Annotated in this window: 19 protein-coding genes; 15 read left to right on the forward strand and 4 right to left on the reverse strand. The window is 48.3% G+C overall.

Annotated elements, in window-relative coordinates; genetic code table 11:
* Positions 1–40 precede the first annotated feature (40 nt).
* Both ACLQ6D_RS15175 and ACLQ6D_RS15180 read right to left on the reverse strand, forming a co-directional pair.
* Positions 41–346, reverse strand: coding sequence for an ABC transporter permease subunit (locus tag ACLQ6D_RS15175; RefSeq protein WP_411728154.1), 306 nt, complete (start codon positions 344–346; stop codon positions 41–43).
* Positions 347–355: 9 nt separating this feature from the next.
* Positions 356–1384 (reverse strand): ABC transporter substrate-binding protein, encoded by a 1029-nt coding sequence (locus ACLQ6D_RS15180; RefSeq protein ID WP_411728155.1) that lies wholly within the window; start codon positions 1382–1384, stop codon positions 356–358.
* Between the two features lie 207 nt (positions 1385–1591).
* Between ACLQ6D_RS15180 and ACLQ6D_RS15185 the strand changes: the two genes are divergently transcribed.
* The 4 genes from ACLQ6D_RS15185 to ACLQ6D_RS15200 are packed head-to-tail and all read left to right on the forward strand — an operon-like array spanning position 1592 to position 5655.
* The gene (locus ACLQ6D_RS15185) at positions 1592–2506 is read left to right on the forward strand and encodes a hypothetical protein (RefSeq protein ID WP_411728156.1); all 915 of its coding nucleotides are present in this window, start codon (positions 1592–1594) and stop codon (positions 2504–2506) included.
* A gap of 18 nt (positions 2507–2524) precedes the next feature.
* Positions 2525–2725, forward strand: a complete 201-nt coding sequence (locus ACLQ6D_RS15190; protein ID WP_411728157.1) for a hypothetical protein — start codon at positions 2525–2527, stop codon at positions 2723–2725.
* Between the two features lie 31 nt (positions 2726–2756).
* Positions 2757–3959 carry a hypothetical protein gene (locus ACLQ6D_RS15195; protein ID WP_411728158.1) on the forward strand — a complete coding sequence of 401 codons (1203 nt, stop codon included), beginning with the start codon at positions 2757–2759 and terminating at the stop codon, positions 3957–3959.
* Positions 3940–5655 (forward strand): MFS transporter, encoded by a 1716-nt coding sequence (locus tag ACLQ6D_RS15200; RefSeq protein WP_411728159.1) that lies wholly within the window; start codon positions 3940–3942, stop codon positions 5653–5655. Before ACLQ6D_RS15195 ends, ACLQ6D_RS15200 begins: the two co-directional genes overlap by 20 nt.
* 88 nt (positions 5656–5743) lie before the next feature.
* On the opposite strand, the gene ACLQ6D_RS15205 is transcribed toward ACLQ6D_RS15200, so the two are convergent.
* A complete protein-coding gene (locus ACLQ6D_RS15205) occupies positions 5744–8245 on the reverse strand; it encodes a glycogen/starch/alpha-glucan phosphorylase (protein WP_411728160.1) in 2502 nt (833 codons plus the stop codon).
* A gap of 348 nt (positions 8246–8593) precedes the next feature.
* Between ACLQ6D_RS15205 and aroQ the strand changes: the two genes are divergently transcribed.
* The 11 genes from aroQ (at position 8594) to purD (ending at position 19524) form a co-directional block, all read left to right on the forward strand.
* Positions 8594–9070, forward strand: a complete 477-nt coding sequence (gene aroQ / locus ACLQ6D_RS15210; RefSeq protein WP_411728161.1) for a type II 3-dehydroquinate dehydratase — start codon at positions 8594–8596, stop codon at positions 9068–9070.
* On the forward strand, positions 9060–9497 hold the full coding sequence (accB, locus tag ACLQ6D_RS15215) for an acetyl-CoA carboxylase biotin carboxyl carrier protein (protein WP_411728162.1): 438 nt from the start codon (positions 9060–9062) through the stop codon (positions 9495–9497). The genes aroQ and accB overlap by 11 nt, the downstream gene beginning before the upstream one ends.
* Positions 9498–9515: 18 nt before the next feature.
* Positions 9516–10859 (forward strand): acetyl-CoA carboxylase biotin carboxylase subunit, encoded by a 1344-nt coding sequence (gene accC / locus ACLQ6D_RS15220; RefSeq protein WP_411728163.1) that lies wholly within the window; start codon positions 9516–9518, stop codon positions 10857–10859.
* A 363-nt stretch (positions 10860–11222) separates the two neighbouring features.
* The gene (gene prmA / locus ACLQ6D_RS15225; protein ID WP_411728164.1) at positions 11223–12107 is read left to right on the forward strand and encodes a 50S ribosomal protein L11 methyltransferase; all 885 of its coding nucleotides are present in this window, start codon (positions 11223–11225) and stop codon (positions 12105–12107) included.
* Between the two features lie 4 nt (positions 12108–12111).
* A complete protein-coding gene (locus ACLQ6D_RS15230; protein ID WP_411728165.1) occupies positions 12112–12924 on the forward strand; it encodes a zinc-ribbon and DUF3426 domain-containing protein in 813 nt (270 codons plus the stop codon).
* Positions 12925–12929: 5 nt separating this feature from the next.
* Positions 12930–14126, forward strand: coding sequence for a class I SAM-dependent rRNA methyltransferase (locus ACLQ6D_RS15235; protein ID WP_411728171.1), 1197 nt, complete (start codon positions 12930–12932; stop codon positions 14124–14126).
* A gap of 219 nt (positions 14127–14345) precedes the next feature.
* The gene (locus ACLQ6D_RS15240; RefSeq protein WP_411728166.1) at positions 14346–14879 is read left to right on the forward strand and encodes a hypothetical protein; all 534 of its coding nucleotides are present in this window, start codon (positions 14346–14348) and stop codon (positions 14877–14879) included.
* Between the two features lie 117 nt (positions 14880–14996).
* Positions 14997–15959: a tRNA dihydrouridine synthase DusB gene (gene dusB, locus ACLQ6D_RS15245; protein ID WP_411728172.1), complete on the forward strand. Its 963-nt coding sequence runs from the start codon at positions 14997–14999 to the stop codon at positions 15957–15959.
* A 23-nt stretch (positions 15960–15982) separates the two neighbouring features.
* Entirely contained in the window at positions 15983–16267 is a 285-nt protein-coding gene (locus tag ACLQ6D_RS15250) for a helix-turn-helix domain-containing protein (protein WP_411728167.1), read from the forward strand.
* A 145-nt stretch (positions 16268–16412) separates the two neighbouring features.
* On the forward strand, positions 16413–17969 hold the full coding sequence (purH, locus tag ACLQ6D_RS15255; protein ID WP_411728168.1) for a bifunctional phosphoribosylaminoimidazolecarboxamide formyltransferase/IMP cyclohydrolase: 1557 nt from the start codon (positions 16413–16415) through the stop codon (positions 17967–17969).
* Positions 17970–18249: 280 nt separating this feature from the next.
* On the forward strand, positions 18250–19524 hold the full coding sequence (gene purD / locus ACLQ6D_RS15260; RefSeq protein ID WP_411728169.1) for a phosphoribosylamine--glycine ligase: 1275 nt from the start codon (positions 18250–18252) through the stop codon (positions 19522–19524).
* Positions 19525–20151: 627 nt separating this feature from the next.
* Here the strand turns inward: purD and ACLQ6D_RS15265 are convergent.
* Positions 20152–20379, reverse strand: coding sequence for a helix-turn-helix transcriptional regulator (locus tag ACLQ6D_RS15265; protein ID WP_411728170.1), 228 nt, complete (start codon positions 20377–20379; stop codon positions 20152–20154).
* Positions 20380–20682 lie beyond the last annotated feature (303 nt).

The raw sequence follows: 20682 nt of genomic DNA on the forward strand, positions 1-20682 counted from the left end.
CGAAAGATACAGATTGGCATTAGCCCGCATGATGCGGAAATTAAACGAGTAAAGCCCCGTTGCAACGACAATGCCACTCAAGCTTGCCAAGCCCCACGTATTCGTACAGAACAGCAGTGAGTGCCCCTGCGGCATAACCGCCCAGAATAGCCAGAACCGCTCCCAGCATCGGTGAACCGAAATGGATCGAGCAACTGGCCGCGATGGCCGCTCCGAGCGGAAAGCTCCCTTCGATAGTGAGATCGGGAAAATCCAGTATTCGCAAACTGAGGTAAACCGAGAGCGCCAAGTAACAGTATAAAAGCGATTGGAGTAGCGCACTGTCAATAAATGTAGTGGCGGGCATTGGCAAGCCTTACTCAATGACTCTAATCGCGCGTTCGATAACCTTGGAAGGGATATCGACACCGATTTTCTTGGCGGTAATTTTGTTGACAAGGATTTCCTTTGCCAGAAAGCGGTTCATGGGTATGGTTTCAGGCTTTTCTCCTTTAAGGACGCGCATTGTCACTCTTGCGGTCTCCTTGCCGAAATCCGAATAGTTCACGGAAAGCCCCGCTAACGCACCTTTCTCGACGGATGCCTCATCCACTGCGAAAACCGGTATCTTCGCAGCGTTGGCCGCATCGAGCAGCGCTACAATCTTGTTGGTCACTACGCCATCCGCTCCGACGACTATGGCTTGTGGGCGGCGCTTTCGGGGCTGCTGAATCAATGCGTCGACCGCGCCGCGAACCTCCTCTTCCTTACTGACTGTCTGGCTGGAAAACTGGAACCGAGCGGTTTCCGCCAGCGCTCTCATGCGATCGTAACTGACTTGCGCATTCGGTTCGTCGGAATATACCATGCCGATACGTTTTATCTTGGGAAGGGTATCCTGGATCAGGGATAGCAAAAGATTGAAATCAACACCGTCGCTGAGTCCTGTTACGTTCGGGGATTGATCGGTAATCCCAATACTCTCGGGAAAGCTGACAAAGCTGAAAATAAGTGGATAGCGGCCATTGTTCTTTTCGAATAAGGGTTTTGTGGCTGGCGTGGTAAAGCTGACCAATACGGTTGGCTTGATATTCAACAACTCATCAGCAATCGCGGCGGCCTCGGCCGGATTGCCGTTGGCATTCAGGATCGTGACATTCCAGCCATTCTCCTTGATATATCCCCCTGCTATCAGTTCCGACATGAATCCATCGCGAACGGTGTTCAGAACAACATGATCAACGAAAGTTGAAATTCCAATGGTTTTATTCTGCTCCTTGGTAGGAGGAGGGCTGTAAACGGCTGATTCATACCTTGCGCGTATCCAGATTGCGGCTAATGTCAATAATGCCAGAACGAGAATAAACAAAGTGATTTTGCGAATTGAGAAAATTGAAATTGGCATACTATTGTCCCAAATGAAAATCGGAGGATATTTGGGCTCTCACCCTTTAATGAAGTCCCCACTTCCCGTTTAGATTGGAATCTGAAGTTTCCAAAAACGGTTCCCCAAGCTGGGCTAACAATAGGAAATCTAACCCCATAAGTCAAATTTTTTAATTTTAGCTCGTTTAGATCAAGCTTCGTAGAATGAGTCCCCAGCCACAGTTACTTGAAATATCTCTACAAATATCCGCAAGCCGACTATCCGTACAGCCAACTGGTGGAAGAAAACGCCAGGCGTGGGCGTGACCGACCGCCGTTCAGCCTTCTGGATACGGGCGTGTTTCAGGATAACCGCTACTGGGATGTGCAGGTCGAGTATGCCAAAGCATCAACTGACGAAATCCATATACGAATTATCGCCAGCAACCGCAGCCCAGAGGCAGCGACGCTGCATTTATTGCCGACACTGTGGTTTCGTAACACCTGGAGTTGGGATAAAGAAGCACCCGAAAAACCAATGTTGGAGTCTGGATGCCAAAGTGAAGCTGTCTGGTCGGTCAAAGCTGCACATACTGAGCTAGGTGAATACCATTTGTACGGCAAACAACCTGCTGATTTGCTCTTCACCGAAAATGAAAGTAACAGCCAACGGTTATGGGGATTAGCCAATGCAAAACCTTACGTCAAAGACAGTTTTCACCGCCGGTTGATAGAAAACGATTGTTCCGCAGTTAATTCGTCATTGGCGGGAACCAAGTGCGCGGCCTGGTATAAGCTTACCGTTCCTGCGGGTGGTGTGGAGACCATCGAATTGGTGCTTACCGCGCGGGTAACACCAAATCCATTTGCGATCACCGATACGCTATTTTTACGGCGCCAGGCAGAAGCGGATGCTTTTTATAAGGGCGTGTTACCAAAAGAAGTTGATGCTGATGACCATAGGCTGTTTCGTCAGGCCATGGCGGGCATGATCTGGTCTAAGCAATTCTTCCATTTTGATGTTTTGCGTTGGCTGCAAGGCGACGGCCTGCCGCCTCCCGAAAACCGCAAGTTTGGGCGTAACGCGCACTGGAAACACCTACGCGCCGGTGATGTCATTTCGATGCCCGATACCTGGGAATACCCCTGGTTCGCAGCTTGAGACCTGGCTTTTCACTGCATGGCCTTCAGCCTGATTGATGTGGATTTCGCCAAAGATCAAATCGAGTTGTTGCTAAGGGAAACTTACCTGCATCCGAATGGCCAGATTCCTGCCTATGAATGGGCATTTGGCGATGTGAATCCGCCTGTTCATGCCTTAGGTAGGCGCTTTACAAGTATTCAGGACGGAACGACAACAGCGTGGTCAGGGCGACCGTAATTTCCTGCAACGGGTATTCCACAAATTGCTGATGAATTACACCTGGTGGATCAACAACAAGGACGGCGATGGCCTCAATGTGTTTGAAGGCGGCTTTCTGGGTTTGGACAATATCTCGGTGTTTGACCGCTCCATGCGCTTGCCTGATGGGTATAAGCTTAAGCAATCCGATGCCTCAGGCTGGATGGCAATGTTTGCCATGAATATGACGGTCATGGCGCTGGAACTGGCGGTGCAAGACCCCGATTACGAAGACACGGCCATCCAGACCTACGAACAGTTCCTGAATATCGCCAATAGCGTTACCGGACATGCGGCCACTGGTGTGTCGTTGTGGGATGCTGACGATGGTTTCTTTAAGGATTTGCTGGTTGAACCCAATGGCACCCATCATCGGGTGGATGTTTATTCCTGGGTGGGGCTGATCCCTCTATTTGCCTGCGAAGTTGTCGATCAACGCCTTTTGGAACAGGTGCCGAGATTTCGCAAGCTGCTCGAAAGCCACGCAGGCGGCGTGTTCCACGGCAATTTTATTTGTGCCTGCCCAGCCCATGAAAATGACCGGGGAGAACATTTGTTGTCGTTGGTGGACCATACCATGCTGCCTGCCATCGTAAGGCGCTTGTTTGACGAACGCGAGTTCCTATCTCCGCACGGTATCCGTAGTGTCAGCCGCATTCATGCCGAACGTCGTGATCTTGATTTTTTGCCTGGAATTGGCGAGGCGTTGATTGAGTATGTGCCGGGCAAATCCAATTCCGGCCTGTTCGGGGGCAATTCCAACTGGCGTGGGTCGGTATGGTTGCCGACCAATTATGTGCTCATCCTGGCGCTAGAGAAATTCAACCGCTTTCTGGGCGATGGCTATACGGTGTTAGCGCCCAGTTTGGCTGAGGGTGAATTGACCTTGCGTGAGGTGGTAGACAGTTTGGCGCGGCGCATGGCTAATCTCTACCGGCCCGATACAACCGGAAAGATTCCTGCCTTTATTCCTAGCAGTCCTTGGCAACCCGATCCTCATTGGCGTGGGCATTTGCAGTTTTTTGAATATTTCCATAGCGATAACGGTTTTGGTTTAGGCGCTGCCCATCAAACCGGTTGGACAGGGTTATTGGCTAATCTGGTTATGCGTTGTCATGGACAGGATATTGCCGGGTTTGAAATTGGAAAAGAAGGCAATGTTAAGCCAAGAAGGGAACAGAGGGGAGGTAAACATGAACACTACGATAGTTGAGGTTAGAAATAAATATACGGTGGTCATTCTCGTCTTTATGGTCGGATTGCTCCAGGGGTTGACATTAGTCAGTTTTCCTGCGCTTAGCTCGGTATTGAAAACAGCTTTACATCTCTCTGACACTGAATATGGAATTATATTTCTATTTCAAGTGGTGCTGACAGCTGTAGGCGCTGTTATGGGTGGGGTATTGGCAAGACGTTTGGGCTTGCCAACTCTACTGAGATTGTCGCTGATAGCCAACGGCCTGTCACAGCTTGCTTTGCTGTCCGGTGTTGGTATGGGAGGCAGATCCGGTTTTGCGCTAGTGGCTTTGGGAACTTCTCTTTTAGGTATGGGTTTCGGGCTGTCTGCGGCACCGCTCAACCGCTATCCCATCGTGTTTTTCCCGACTAAGCCGGACAGCACACTCACCGCTTTGCACACCCTTATTGGTACGGGTCTGGCATTGGGGCCCTGGGTTGTCGGCCTGTTAGTGGGAATGGATCGTTGGCATATTTTTCCGGTAGGGCTGGCAGGCTTGGCTTTCTGTTTATTGCTTTTGTCCTTGGCGTTTCGTTTTCCTGTTGATGATACTGCAATTCCCAAAGAGGCAGAAACAGCAAGGCTCATACGAACACCCGCATTCTGGTTATTGTTCGCAGTGGCGGTTGTCTATGCTTTTTGCGAAGGCTTGTTTAGCAATTGGGCGGTGATTTTTTTACAAGAAGATAAACAAATAAGCCCGCAGAATGCAGGTGCCGCCCTGTCGGCATTCTGGGCGGCGTTGGCCTTGGGGCGATTATTGACCTCCTGGCTGGTGTCTAGGCTGTCAGCAAGCGTTGTTTGGTTGGGCTTTCCGTTGTTGATGGCAGGTGCCTTCTTGTGCTTACCGGCGATTGATTCCGCTATCTCCGGTATCGTCACTTACAGCTTCGCTGGTTTAAGCTGTTCTGGATTTTTTCCGCTGACGGTAGGACTTGCTTCGTCACGCTTTCCGCAGCAAGCCGCGCTAGTTTCGTCGTTGATGGTGGCGGCGCTCATGCTGGGTGTCGGATTGGGTAGTTTCGCACTGGGGCTATTGCGTACTTTGTTGCCATTGTCTACGATTTTTGAACTGGCTATTTTACTGCCCGTATTGGTGGGCGCATTGGGCACTATGACGTTAATCGGAAACAAACGCAGTAGACAAACAGCACCTTTACCAGACACGAGGCTTAGCAATTCCAGTTCGGGGACATATGAAGGCATTATTATTTGTCCAGCCTGTGGCGGAGAGAACACAGAGGACGTCGTTTTTTGCGGCAATCACCAATGCCACAAAGCCTTAGGTGAATTCAAATATGTGCTGGAAGAGATCCAGGCGACAAAAAACTGGATAGAACGCTTGGCTGACAAAGTTACGGACTTCATTGCCAAACCCCAGTTTGTCATCCTACATATCCTTTGGTTTACCGTTTGGGTTTTAGCTAATGAAGGTTTTTTTGGGGGTTTACGAAACTTCGATGAGTATCCGTACAGCCTGCTGGAAATCATTCTGGCCATTGAAGCCGTCCTGATCACCGGCTTTCTGTTGATCAGCCAAAACCACCAATCTGCTCATTCGGAAAAACGTGCCGAACTGGATTATGAAGTCAACATTCGTTCCTACCGTAAACTTGTGGAATTAGAAAAGCGCTTGGATAGGGCGCTGTCGAAAGCCTCCCATAAAAACTAAACAGCCACCGGCCTTAGCCGGTGGCTGTTTAGTTTACCGGTAATTGTGGGAATTTCTCGTCCGTACAAAACAATATGGGACATTACCGTCAGTTATCGACCTTAACGGGTGTCAGCTTCCAAATGTCATTGTTGTATTCTGTGATAGTCCTGTCAGTAGAAAATTTTCCGCTGGCAGCGCAGTTGAGTATGCTCATTCGTGTCCAGCGTTCGGTGTCCCGGTAAGCGGTCTCGACGCGTTTTTGTGCGTCTACAAAGCTGCGGAAATCGGCGATAGTCACCCAAGGGTCGTGGGGGCTCTTCATGGATGCAATCAAGCTGTCAAAAATACCAGGCTCGAATTGGTTAAAATGCTCCCATTCGAGCAGGTTCATCACTCTCTTCAGATCCTCATCTTGCTCAATTATGGAGGTCGGATCGTAATGATGACGGGTTGCTTCAACCTGGTCTTCGGTCAAACCGAACAGGAAGAAGTTCTCATCGCCCACTTCCTCACGAATCTCGATATTAGCGCCGTCCAGCGTACCGATGGTTAGGGCTCCGTTCATCATGAATTTCATATTGCCGGTGCCGGAGGCTTCTTTGCCGGCTGTTGAAATTTGCTCGGAAAGGTCAGCGCCTGGACAAATGATTTCCATGGCCGAAACGCGGTAATTTGGGAGAAAAATCAGTTTAAGCCTGTCACCGACATCAGGATCGCTATTGATGACATTGCCGACATTATTTATCAATTTGATGATTTTTTTTGCCATGTAATAACCCGGCGCCGCCTTGCCGCCGATTAGCACACAGCGTTCTGTCCAGTTTGCGGTATCGCCTCGTTTAATGCGGTCATAAAGATGAATCACATGCAATACATTCAGCAATTGGCGTTTGTATTCATGGATACGTTTGACTTGCACATCAAACAGGGCATTAACATTCACGTCAATGTCGTGTTCCTGTTTTTTTAAATCAACCAGCCTTTGCTTTGCATTTTGCTGAATAAGTTGCCAGCGTTCGCGGAAAGCCTTATCGTCAGCATAAGGCGCAAGGTTTTTTAACAAGGATAACTCGGTCAACCAGCCATCGCCTATTGTTTCAGTGATTAAACTTGCCAGCTCGGGATTACACGAGGCTAACCAGCGCCTTGGCGTGACGCCATTGGTTTTGTTATTGAATTTTTGCGGCCACAGTTGGTAGAAATCGTGGAACAGTCCTTGTTGCAACAGCTTTGAATGCAATTCGGCAACGCCGTTGACCGAGTGGCTGCCGACTATAGCCAGATACGCCATCCTGACTTGCTGTTCCGGGCCCTCTTCAATCAACGACATTCGGACTAGGCGATCCTTATCGCCGGGCCAGTGTGCAGAGACTTCAGCGAGGAAGTGGACGTTGATGTCAAAAATGATCTCCGTGAGCCTGGGCAATAACTGCTTGAACAGGTTGACCGGCCAGCGTTCCAGGGCTTCTGGCAATAAGGTGTGGTTGGTATAAGCCATGGTATTGCGGGTGATTTTCCAAGCATGATCCCAATCCAGGCCATGGATGTCCATTAGCAAGCGCATCAGTTCGGCAACCGCTATGCTGGGATGGGTATCATTGAGCTGAAAGCAGTTTTTTGCAGCAAATTCGGAAAAGTCATTGCCATGCCGCCCGATCCAGATCGCCATGACATCCTGTAAACTTGCGGACGCTAGTAGATATTGCTGCTTTAAGCGGAGAACCTTGCCGTTTTCGCTGGCATCGTTGGGGTACAACACCATGGTGATGTTTTCGGCGCTATTTTTTGCAGCGACGGCCTCGACATAATCGCCTTCATTAAATTCCTGCAAATCAAATTCTTCGGTTGCCGTGGCTTTCCATAAACGTAAGGTGTTGACGGTGCCATTGCGGTATCCGGGAATAGGGGTGTCGAAAGGTACGGCCAGGACATCATGGGTATCGACCCAGCACACCCGTTTTTCCCCCCGTTCGTCTATATGAGTTTCAGTACGTCCACCGAACTTGATGATCTGCTTGTACTCAAACCGCTCAATTTCCCAGACGTTGCCGTTGCGCAGCCAATGATCGGGCTTTTCTACCTGTTCGCCATTGATGATCAGTTGTGAAAACATGCCATATTCATAACGTAAGCCGTAACCGGTAACGGGTAATTGCAAGGTTGCACAACTATCGATAAAGCAAGCGGCCAGACGGCCTAAGCCGCCGTTGCCTAGTCCAGCATCAGGTTCATTGTCGATAAGCTCTTCCAATTCAAGCCCCAGGTCGTACATGGCTTTTGTGGTAATATCAGTAATGCCCAGATTAATCATGGCGTTACTGAGTGTGCGGCCCATTAGGAATTCCATGGACAGGTAGTTGGCCCTTTTGCAATCCTGTTCTTTATAGGCGTTGTAAGTTTTTTTCCAGCGTTCGACTAAGCGGTCGCTAATCGCTAAGGAAAGCGCCTCATAAGCGTAGTGTAGGGATCTGCAATTTTCATCCCGGCCCAGCCTGTGTCCGTAGTAGCGCTTAAAATCATCCATCAAGTGCTGCTCTTCCATCCCTAAGTCTGGGAGGGCACAAATCGTTGGGCTTGGTTTGCTTTGTTTGAAATTTCTGTGTGGCATGTTTTGTTCCAGAAGGTAGTGTTGTGATAATACTACCCTTAATTGGTGATTAAATAAAATCCTAGAGTTCAAATAGATAAGGTATTGACTTAGCGCGGATTTTAATATCCATTTTGGTGCATGATGCACACACAGCGCTAAGGATTATTGGAGTTTTGTACCATAGTAAAGTTACAAACAAAATGCCTGATTTATCAGATGCTAAGATTCACCACATGATAATGCGCGTCGGATTTTGGTGATTTCGCGTATCGATTTATCCAAAATTGCGCCCATATCTGGACAAAATCCGTGAACTTAGGCACAATTAGCCGCTAAAATTCATTTTAACCCGGCAGCAGTGTGGTCATGGCGACAATTACCGTATTAAATGGGCCCAATTTAAATTTATTAGGCCTGCGTGAGCCTAAGCACTACGGTAACAAAACCTTGGCCGACATCAGGCAAAGCTTGGAGCAAAGGGCGGCAGAATTAAATCACCAGCTAAATTTTTATCAAAACAATGCCGAGCATGAAATCGTCGAGCTGATACATCAGGCTTACCAAGGCCAAGTAGATTTCATTATCATCAATCCGGCAGCATTTACGCACACCAGTATTGCCATTCGTGATGCCTTATTGGCAACCCGGATACCCTTTATTGAAGTTCACCTATCAAACGTACATGCCCGCGAACCGTTCAGGAGCCACTCTTATCTTTCGGATATAGCGGTTGGCGTCATTTCTGGGTTGGGTGCAACGGGTTACGAGCTGGCTTTACAGGCGGCCCATCAGAATATATGCTCATTAGAATATATCAAGCAAGAGAAAAACCATGGACATTAGAAAAATAAAAAAATTGATCGAAATTTTAGAGGAGTCGGGAATAGCAGAGCTGGAGATTAAGGAAGGCGAAGAAGCTATCCGTATCAGTCGTTATTCTGCCCCGCCTACGGCTATCGCTTATGCACCTGCTCCAGTCAGTCAGGTTCCGGGTATCGCAATAACCCCCGCATCAGAAGAAACCATATCAGGCCACATCGTTAAATCGCCTATGGTCGGGACGTTTTACCGCTCCGCTTCCGCTTCCCCAGGCACGAAAGCCTTTGTTGAAGTCGGCCATTCTGTGAAGCAGGGAGATACCCTGTGCATTATCGAAGCCATGAAGATACTTAACCAGATCGAAGCGGACAAGAGCGGAACCATAACCAAGATTTTGGTGGAAAATGCCGAACCTGTCGAATATGGTCAACCCTTATTCATCATTGAATAACATCTGGACGAGAAAACCATGTTCGATAAGATAGTCATTGCCAACCGTGGCGAAATTGCCCTGCGTATACTGCGTGCCTGTAGGGAGTTGGGAATCAAGGTTGTTGCTGTCCACTCTGAGGCTGACCGGGACTTGAAACATGTCCGTCTGGCCGATGAGTCGGTTTGCATAGGGCCGGCTGCATCCATCGACAGTTACCTGAACATTCCCGCCATTATCAGTGCAGCCGAAGTGACTGATGCAGAAGCCATTCATCCCGGTTATGGTTTTTTATCGGAAAATGCCGATTTTTCCGAAAAGGTAAAGCAAAGCGGGTTCGTGTTCATCGGCCCTAATGCCGATACCATCCGTCTGATGGGCGACAAGATTTCCGCCAAAAATGCCATGATTGCGGCGGGAATTCCTTGTGTGCCGGGCAATAATGATCCGCTAGGCGATAATTCCAAAAAAAATCTCAAACTGGCGCAAGAAATCGGCTATCCGGTCATCATCAAAGCGGCGGGCGGTGGTGGTGGTCGCGGTATGCGTACGGTCCATACTGAAGCTGCGTTAATCAATGCAATCACCATGACCAAAGCGGAAGCCGGTACGGCTTTTGGCAATAGCACGGTGTACATGGAAAAATTCCTGGAAGATCCACGGCATATCGAATTTCAAGTGATGGCGGATTCTCACGGCAATGCGATACATCTGGGCGAGCGTGATTGCTCCATGCAGCGCCGCCACCAAAAAGTGGTGGAAGAAGCGCCGGCACCCGGTATTACCGAGGAGCAACGCAAGACGATTGGCGAGCGTTGTGCCAAGGCGTGTATTGATATTGGTTACCTGGGCGCTGGGACTTTCGAGTTCCTCTATGAAAAAGGCCAGTTCTTCTTTATTGAGATGAATACCCGTGTGCAAGTTGAGCACCCGGTCACCGAGATGATAACCGGCTTTGATATTGTCAAGGAGCAATTCCGTATTGCCGCAGGTTTGCCATTATCCCTCACGCAAGGGCAGGTCAGGATGACCGGACATGCCATCGAGTGCCGCCTGAATGCAGAAGATCCCAGGACTTTCGTGCCGTGCCCCGGAACGATAGAACAATTCCACATGCCCGGTGGCCCAGGCATACGCTGCGAAACCCATATTTACAATGGTTATAAGGTGCCGCCTTATTACGATTCGATGATCGGCAAACTGATCGCGCATGGCGAGGATCGCAAAAGCGCCATTGCCCGGATGAATACCGCACTTAGTGAAATCATCATTGACGGCATTAAAACGAATATTCCGTTGCAGCAGGATATTATGAATGACAGCGCTTTCGCGGCGGGTGGACAAAATATCCATTATCTGGAAAAGAAGCTGGGGATTACTTAATTTGCTTTAACTTAATTGTCCGGTGAGCCTCATAGTAAAGACTTTTATTTCACCACGAAGAACACGGAGGACACGAAGTTTGTTGATTCGGGAAATTCTGAACAAATTGATTCCGTTCATGGTTTGATCGTTCGACCAACTCACGATTCACCACAAACGTAATCAACCAGTTGCCGTTCGTCCTGAGCCTGTCGAAGGACTTGTTCAGAGATTCCTTAGTTTTACTTGGTCAAATGTCGGGCTAAAAGCCAGTTCGCATCAGCCGTCTCACTATTAACAAACGCTTCGTGATCTTCGTGGTGAATCGTTATACTTTACCTATCATCAAAAACCGTTCCGATGTTATCTTGAATTTCCTAAACTATGGCTTGGCATCAAATTTCAGTTATCACCAGTGAAAATACCGCACCCAAGGTCGCGGATTTTTTCAGCGATCTTGGCGCAGTGTCGGTCACCTATATGGATGCCAAAGATGAACCGGTTTACGAACCGGCCATCGGCGAGATAAAAATATGGGCTCAGACACGGGTCATCGCACTTTATGAGTTGACTGTTGACCCTGCAAACATGAAAAGCCGGACACTCAAGCACTTTCAGCAAGAAGCCCTGGAAGATTGGGTGTTTGAAGAGATTGCCGACCAGGCTTGGGAACGTACCTGGATGGAATATTACCGGCCCATGAAATTTGCCGGAAAACTCTGGGTTTGTCCTACAGGCCAGGAACAGCGGGAAGAGAACACGGTGTGTTTGATTCTGGATCCGGGGTTGGCTTTCGGTACTGGAACGCACCCTACCACGGCCCTGTGCTTGGAATGGTTGGCAAGCCACGACGTAACCGGAAAAACAGTGATCGACTATGGCTGCGGTTCTGGCATATTGGCCATTGCAGCGTTATTACTAGGTGCAAGAATGGCCTACGCAGTGGATATTGATCCCCAAGCGATAACTGCGGCAGAGGATAATGCAGTGAAAAATAATGTCCAGGATAAAATTATATGCTGCCTGCCGGAACAATTTAAGGCCACCAATGTGAAGGCGGATGTGGTCTTGGCCAATATACTGGCGAAGCCGTTGATTGATATGGTTGGGCAGATTGCCGGGTTGGTGATTTCAAAGGGCCAGCTTGTCCTGTCGGGCATTCTTGCTGAACAGGCCGATTCCGTCATTGATGCTTATCAACCTTTCCTGCTGCTGAATAAGCCTGTGCAACAGGATGATTGGGTTAGGCTAGCCGGAATTAAGCGCTAAAAAGATGTTTACCCAATGCCCTGATTGCCGCAAAACCTACCCATTGAACAAAGGGCAACTACGCGGGAAAAAAACGCTTATCTATTGCAGTGACTGTTCGAAAAAATTTAATGCCTTGGAGTTGTTGAATGAAAAACCAACAGGACTGATAGCGGAAGCCAAAGCCGAATTTATAGCAAAAGCCGACCCTAACCATAAGCCCAGATCGAAAAAAAAACTCAGGGAGGATCGGCAGCAAGCCAAAATAAACATAGGCACCGACCCCAAAAAGAATAACCCCGATGAAGCGGCCATCAGTGCGCTAACAACACCTTCCGCTACGGAGCGTTTGCCTTGGGAGGTCGAAAAAACGCCTGTTAATGTTAATTGGCGTTTGGGCTTTATTATGGCTTCCTTACTTCTGGTTGGGCAAATCATCTATTTCGAAAGCGGTAGCTTGAGTCAAAATACATCCTACCGTCCGCAGTTGGAAAAACTGTGCCGCTGGCTAGGTTGCCAATTACCGGATTACGAAAATCTTGCTGAGTTTGCCGTGCTACAAAGCTCTTTTGCACCTAATTCCGATAACACGATTGCGTTCAAGGCCGTCATCAATAACCAAGCGCCTTTCAAGCAACGTTTACCGAACATTAAGCTGACCCTGCTCAATTATAACGAACAACTGTTCGCACAAAGGATTTTTGCGCCAAAGGACTATTTAACCGGAAAGGCACACACAAATTTTTCAATTGCCCCTGATGAAACCGTGGAGGCCCGCTTGATCATCGCCGCGCCGGAAACTGGCATCGGCGGCTATAATTTTGACCTTATTTATTGACTACTATGGTGCATGGCGAAATCTTTTTAAAGAAAAATGAGGACAAACGCCTGCGCCTAGGACACTTGTGGGTTTTTAGCAATGAGATTGACACAAAACGTTCCCCGCTTGAGCAATTTGCCCCAGGCGATTTGGTGCAGGTGAAAACCAGTGTGGGCAAGGTGATGGGAACGGCCTACATCAATCCGCAAAGCCTGATTTGTGCAAGATTGTTATCCAGAAAAGGTAACCTTAAATGCGGGATCAATTTTTTTAAAGAACGTCTTGCAACAGCCTTGGCTTTACGTGAAAAGCTTTTCGCTAAGCCCTACTACCGGCTGGTTTATGGCGAAAGCGACGGCTTGCCGGGATTGGTGATTGACCGTTTTGGCTCGGTGTTGTCCGTGCAAATCACGACCGTAGGCATTGATCTGCGGAAAGACATACTGATAGCAGCACTGCTTGAGCTATTGTCACCTTCCGCAATCGTCCTGAAAAACGATAACAGCCAGCGGCAATTAGAAGGGTTGGACACGGAATCTTATGTAGTCTACGGTCAACTTCCAGAGCCACTGGTAATTGAAGAAAACGGAGCCATGTTCAAGGTAGATATTTTGGCAGGACAAAAAACCGGGTGGTTTTATGACCACCGAGCTAGCCGGGCGATTGTGGCAATGTTCGCAAAAAACCAGCGAGTATTGGATTTGTTTTCCTATGCCGGCGCATGGGGTATTCCTGCTGCTTTGGGCGGAGCTGTAGAAGTGACTTGTGTCGATGCATCAGAAGGCGCACTGGCCCTGGCTATTGAAAATGCAAAGCTCAATCGGGTCGAAGATAAAATGTACTTTGTCCGCAGCGATGTCTTCGATTTTCTCAAACAAGCGCGTCAAGAAGGGCAGCTTTATGACATAATTGTGCTGGATCCACCTGCTTTGATTAAACGTAAAAAAGATTTTAAGCAAGGATATGAAGCTTACCGGTGGTTAAACCAGCTTGCGCTTCAGGTGCTGGCCAAAAATGGCATACTGATTTCAGCGTCTTGCTCTTTTCATCTGAGCGCTGAAAATCTGCAAGAAATTTTGCGTTCATCAGGGCGGCATATCGACCGGCATCTGACGTTTTTTTCCTGTGCAGGGCAGGGGGGGGACCACCCGATAGATCCCGCCATACCCGAGACGGCATATTTAAAAACATTTTTTTGCACTGTCGCTGCTAGCCTATAAAGTCATTGAGGCATCTTTAGTGGTCACGGTAGAATATAAAAAAAGTTGCGATCTTTGCGGGTTACTGGTGGAAATCGAAGGCTTTTCCCTGGTTACGGGGAAAGGCCTGCTGTCGTTTTGTTGTGCGGGATGCCAGAGCATTTACCAGCTTATATATATGAATAACAAATCAATGGAAATTGATGATACAAAACCACCATTAACGAGGAAAACTAATTAATGAAAGCTTGCGACACCTGTTCCAGTCGTGCTGAAATCGGCAAAAACCACAGGCAATTGCCTGTATGGCGTAGGGCAATTGGTTTGTTTTTTGTGTACTTGCCTATAGTCACTTTACCTTTCGTGTTCCTCAGCGCCTATATGACTTATTTTCACTTATGGTTGATAGGCGGCAAAAATATCAAAACTTTCTCGGATTTTCTGCCGGACAGGAATAGCCATCGCTATACCCTAAAAAATCAGATCACCATGGATGGGACTTTTAAATTAAGCCTTGCCAAGTACAAACTGTACTGGATTTTGAATTGCACCTGGTATTGCCCAGTCAGCGTTGCGGTGTTTGAATGGCAGGCTTATATGGTCAAAATCGTGGAAAACTGGTGGTGCCCGTTTACCCATGAGAAAAAGGAAGGCTACAGTAATGCCAAGATAGACAAGTCGTTTTGGCATGTTTATGAAGAAGACATCGTAAAACTGGTGCCTGAAGACCGGGACAACCCCATCTGGAATGAAGATACCGATAATGTTGTGTAGGTTGGGTCGCCTAGAGCGCCTACTGTTGGTGCGTCTTTTCGCAACCCAACGTATTGCCGCTGGATGTTGGGCTGGAACAGCACCAACCCAACCTACCGAACTTTGGTTGTCACCATCATGCAAATCGGCCCTTATCAGCTGCCTAATAAATTGGTTTTGGCACCGATGGCCGGAATCAGTGACCGTCCGTTCAGGGGTATCTGTAAAGAATTTGGTGCAGGGTTGGCGGTTTCCGAAATGGCGGCATCCAATCCAGCGCTGCGAGACCACAAAAAGACGTTGCTGAAAGCGGATCACGATGGTGAAAAAGGCTTGTGTTCAGTTCAGATACTGGGCACCGATCCCAAGCACATGGCTAATGCAGCGATTTACAATGTCCAGCATGGTGCCCAAATCATTGTCATCAACATGGGTTGCCCAACGAAGAAAGTCTGTGCCGTGGCGGCAGGTTCTGCATTATTACGTGATACGGAGCTAGTGAAAAAAATCCTGGATGCAGTTGTTGATGCGGTTGCTGTACCGGTAACCCTGAAAATTCGTACGGGCTGGGACGCACAGAACCGCAATGCCGTTGAAATAGCTAGAATTGCACAAGCTTCCGGTATTGCAGCTTTGACTGTCCATGGACGAACCCGTGCCTGTAAATTTGAGGGTCAGGCTGAATACGGAACGATAAGGCAGGTCAAGCAGGCGGTCAGCATCCCCATTATTGCCAATGGCGATATTGGTTCTGCTGAAAAAGCCCAATTCGTACTTGATGCAACCGGTGCTGATGCCCTTATGATAGGGCGGGCAGCACAAGGTAACCCGTGGTTGTTCAAGGAAATTGATTGTTTTATCAGCGATGGAAAAGCCATTGAAAAACCAAGTGTTACAGAAATTTATGGGACATTGGCAGCGCATCTTGAAAAACTTTACAGTTTCTACGGTACTGTGACTGGTGTTAGAATAGCCAGAAAACATATCAGTTGGTATCTCAAACACCTGGATTTCATCAGCCAGGACATAAAGGACAAGATCAACCAGGCTACCCAACCGACCCAGCAGATGATGCTGATACATTCAGCATTTACCTTATAACAATAACGATAGCGCTGCGTACTATGGATACTTTCGTGGAAGGCAATGAACTTATCGATGCAAGCGATCATTTAATCTTGTGTACGCCTTTGTCTGTGCATGTCAGACAGACGGTTTCGCGTTATCTGGAACAATTGCATGGACATGATGTAAAAGATTTATACAACACGGTCATGGCAGAAGTCGAAAAGCCCCTGTTACAAGCAGCCTTGGAACACTCCGGCTACAACCAGAGCAAGACGGCCAAAATACTAGGACTAAGCCGCAGTACCCTGCGGAAAAAAATGGATTTTTACGGATTGTCGTAACAGGATATTTAAAAGTCCGTCCATGGACTTTTAAATATCCTGTACGGCACTTGCACTAGCAGGTTTTTCAGCGCCCTGCTTAGGTTAAGAATAACCTAGATCGTTTTTTCTTTTCCCGTTTCATCTATCACTCAAATCAGTTTGCATGAAAACAAAAATCACCCGCGCACTTGTCAGTGTTTCTGACAAATCAGGAATCGTGGATTTCTGCCGTGAACTCAGTTTATTAGGCGTTGAAATCATATCGACCGGAGGTACCGCAAAAATTCTTGCCCAACACCATATTGATGTGACCGAAGTTGCTGATTACACCGGTTTTCCTGAAATGATGGATGGCAGGGTAAAAACCTTACACCCTAAAATTCATGGTGGCATATTAGGTAGGCGTGGCCTAGATGATGAGATTATGAAAGAAAACGACATCAAGCCGATAGATTTGGTGGTGGTTAACTTATACCCATTTGAAAATACCATCGCTAATCCCGAAAGCGTTTTGGTCACGGCTATCGAAAATATAGATATTGGCGGCCCTACCTTGATACGCGCCGCTGCTAAAAATTATATTGATGTGGCTGTTATTGTCGAACCGTCGGATTATGTCAGGACGCTTACCGAATTGAAAACGCGTAATGGCCTTTCTTTGCAAACCCGCTTTAATTTGGCGTTGAAGTGTTTTCAGCATACCGCGCATTACGACACCGCCATTGCCTCGTATTTGGGTAAAGTAACCAGGATTGAGTTTCCCGAAACACTTAATTTACAGTTTTACCTTAGCCAACCCATGCGCTATGGTGAGAATCCGCACCAAAAAGCCGCTTTCTATAGTGAATTCGACCCCGTTTCGGGAACGATAGGTTCGGCCAGGCAGCTTCAAGGCAAAGAGTTGTCCTATAACAATATTGCCGATGCGGATGCAGCTTTGGAATGTGTCAAATCATTTGCCGACCGACCCACTTGCGTGATTGTCAAACATGCCAATCCTTGCGGTGTTGCAGAAGCCGATACTGTTTTGGGGGCATACCATAAGGCATACGCCACTGACCCTACGTCCGCTTATGGCGGCATTATTGCCTTCAATCGTGAGGTGGACAAAAAAACGGCGGCGGAGATTATAGGCCGGCAGTTCGTCGAAGTGATTATTGCCCCCACGTTCAGCAAAGCTGCACAAACTGTCTTGGGGGGAAAGTCCAAGCTGCGCGTCCTGCAATGCGGTGAATTCAATTACGGTAATAAGGTTGTGCTGAATTTTAAAAATGTCAGCGGGGGGGTGCTGGTTCAAGAGAAAGATTCGGGTGAGGTCAGCAGCCCTGATTTGACGGTTGTTAGCAAGCGCACCCCCACCGAACGGGAACTGAGGGATATGTTATTTGCCTGGAAAGTCGCCAAATTCGTCAAATCAAATGCGATTGTTTATGCCAGGAATGGGCAGACTATTGGCGTTGGAGCTGGGCAGATGAGCCGGGTTTATTCTGCCAAAATCGCAGGCCTCAAAGCCGCTGATGAAGGTTTGACGGTAGCAGGTTCTGCAATGGCTTCAGATGCATTTTTTCCGTTTAGGGACGGCATAGATTCAGCCGCCGAAGTGGGGATCACCGCAATCATTCAACCGGGTGGATCTGCTCGGGATAAGGAAGTCATTGCTGCGGCTAACGAGCATAATATCGCTATGGTATTCACTGGGATGCGGCATTTCAGGCATTGATGATTTAGGCACAGGTTCAAGGTGAAAACAGCATACATTGAACCTAAAAAATCAGTTGAAGTATTCGTGATCAGATTTAAGCTAAGAAATATCTATGCCTTGTACAAATATAATTAACCACCCAAATGGTGTGAGCATTGTAGGGGCAGGCCTCGTGCCTGCCCTGGTAACCACCTGCCTGCCCTGGTAATCACGCCTGTCCGGGCAACCACAAGGGATTGCCCCTACGGTAGCGCGGAAACATCAAATATAACTGATTTTTTTATGATGAACCTCGACCATGAAAATCCTTATCGTCGGTAGCGGTGGACGCGAGCACGCTCTGGCCTGGAAGGTAAAGCAGTCCCCGAAAGTAAAGAAAGTCTTTGTCGCGCCAGGCAATGCTGGGACAGCGCTAGAGGCTGGCGTTGAAAACATCGCCATTGCCGCGACGGATATTCTCGAACTACTGGCATTTGCAAAGAAAGAACAGGTCGACCTTACCATTGTCGGCTCTGAGGTTCCCTTGACGATGGGTATTGTCGACAGTTTCGAGCAAGCAGGGCTGCAATGCTTTGGCCCCACAGCCCAGGCGGCGCAACTGGAAGGATCCAAAAGTTTTTGTAAAGACTTTATGGTTAGGCACAACATTCCGACTGCCAAATACCAAAGTTTTACCGATCAAGCTCAAGCAATTGCTTATATAAAAACGCAAGGCGCACCCATCGTGGTAAAGGCGGACGGCTTGGCGGCAGGGAAAGGGGTTGTTGTGGCGCAGACCGAACAGGAAGCCATTGACGCTGTTGAAGACATGCTCTCAGGTAACGCATTCGGCGTTGCCGGAAGCCGGGTTGTCATAGAGGAATTCCTGCTAGGCGAAGAAGCCAGTTTTATTGTCATTGCTGATGGCAAACATGCCTTAGCCATGGCAACCTCTCAAGACCATAAGGCGCGTGATAACGGCGACAAAGGCCCGAATACCGGCGGTATGGGCGCTTATTCGCCTGCACCTGTGGTCACGCCCGATATTCACCGGCGCGTTATGCAGGAAGTCATATCGCCGACCTTGGCAGGTATGGCGGAAGACGGCCATGCCTATACGGGTTTCTTGTATGCAGGGCTAATGATTTCACCTGATGGCTCAATCAAGGTACTGGAATACAATTGCCGCTTTGGCGATCCTGAAACCCAGCCCATCATGATGCGGATGAAAAGTGATTTGGTTGAACTTTGTGTGGCTGCCTTGGCTGAAAAGCTGGACACAATCAGCAGCGATTGGGATGCCAGGGCTGCATTGGGCATCGTTATGGCGGCAGGTGGTTATCCTGATTCGTATCAGCAAGGCGCGGTGATTACGGGTTTACCGGAACAGGAAATGGAGGGTGCCAAGGTGTTTCATGCCGGAACCCAAAAACAAGGCGATGCTATCGTAACTGCAGGAGGCCGCGTTCTGTGCGTTTGCGTGCTAGGCGATACGATTCAGGAAGCCCAGGCTAAAGCCTACGGGTTGGTTAATGCTATTTATTGGGATAATGTTTATTACCGGACGGATATTGGCTTTAAAGCCATTAAATAGGCTATGTAATCGTTAATTGGTTGATCCTGAAAAAGTCTCCGACGATACCTTATGGCACGTCGTTGGACAATAAAAAACCGAACCTTGCCAGGGGCGTCTCCGCACCTCGCACAACAAATTTAAGACGGTGCTGTAAGCCCTTTGGACACGTTCGCGGTCAGTATCCGACACGCTGCCATTTACAAGCAAGCCGTTCCCCAGCCTAATGCCACTATGTCAGCCTCAACGGCCAAGTCGAACATCCCTGATTTGCTGAAACGTAGTGGTGGCATTGGTTTACTGTTTGGGTCTTGCGCCTGGTCAGGGAACAAGGCTCCAGCATCTAGCCGATTGCCGCCAATACTTCAAGGTAGCCACACCCTGCGAAACATCGAATTAAGATGCGGTCATCATCCTGCTTGATAACCAGGCATTGTGAACGATCGTCATGGGCAGGGTATAAGGCTAAAACCATCGGTCACGCCCTGTGTTCTTGGCACCACTTAACTGTGATAGTAACCGTTCAGTTTTGGGTTCAATTGTTTGGTATAGCATGGTTATTTTCTCCATGCCGAGTAGTGCTATCCGTACACCAATGCTACAAAACAGCGGTTCGTGTTTTGGTGAATTGGAATAAAGAAAGCTCGGCTACTGGCTACTGTTAAAGGTTTCGGGCTTTTTACGCTCTATAATTATTCGCTCGTTTTTCCAGCCAACTATCAGCATCCTCTTCGTAAAGCCGATAATACGCGTCGATAGGGTAATTTTCTTGGGGAAGTCGCTGTCAGTTTCCATTAAGCGATAAACGGTTGTCCTGCTCATTCTGAATTTCTCGCATAGTGCTGGAAGTCTTAGGATTTTTTTCGGTTGTGTCATGCTTTTTATCCTGGGAATGCTCAAAATTGAAGTGCAACATTTTTCGAAGGGAAATGTTGCATAAAAAAATACCAGCAATTAAGTATAGAAGAGCGTAGTTTGGTACAAACGCAGTTGACCTTGGGCTTCAAGCCATCGTGGATGGCAGGGAGCTTGGGGCGTACTGTTTCAACCACCACGCGAGAGTTATTCCGCAACGGCTGGGATTAGCCCATGATAAAACGCAATCGGGGTAGGCCGCCGATTGCAGGCCGGTATCGCGCGGTGTTGGCGGGGGGCGGGGGCGTGTGCCGACGGGAATGC

The organism is Methyloglobulus sp., from assembly GCF_046714055.1.
GTDB lineage: Bacteria > Pseudomonadota > Gammaproteobacteria > Methylococcales > Methylomonadaceae > Methyloglobulus.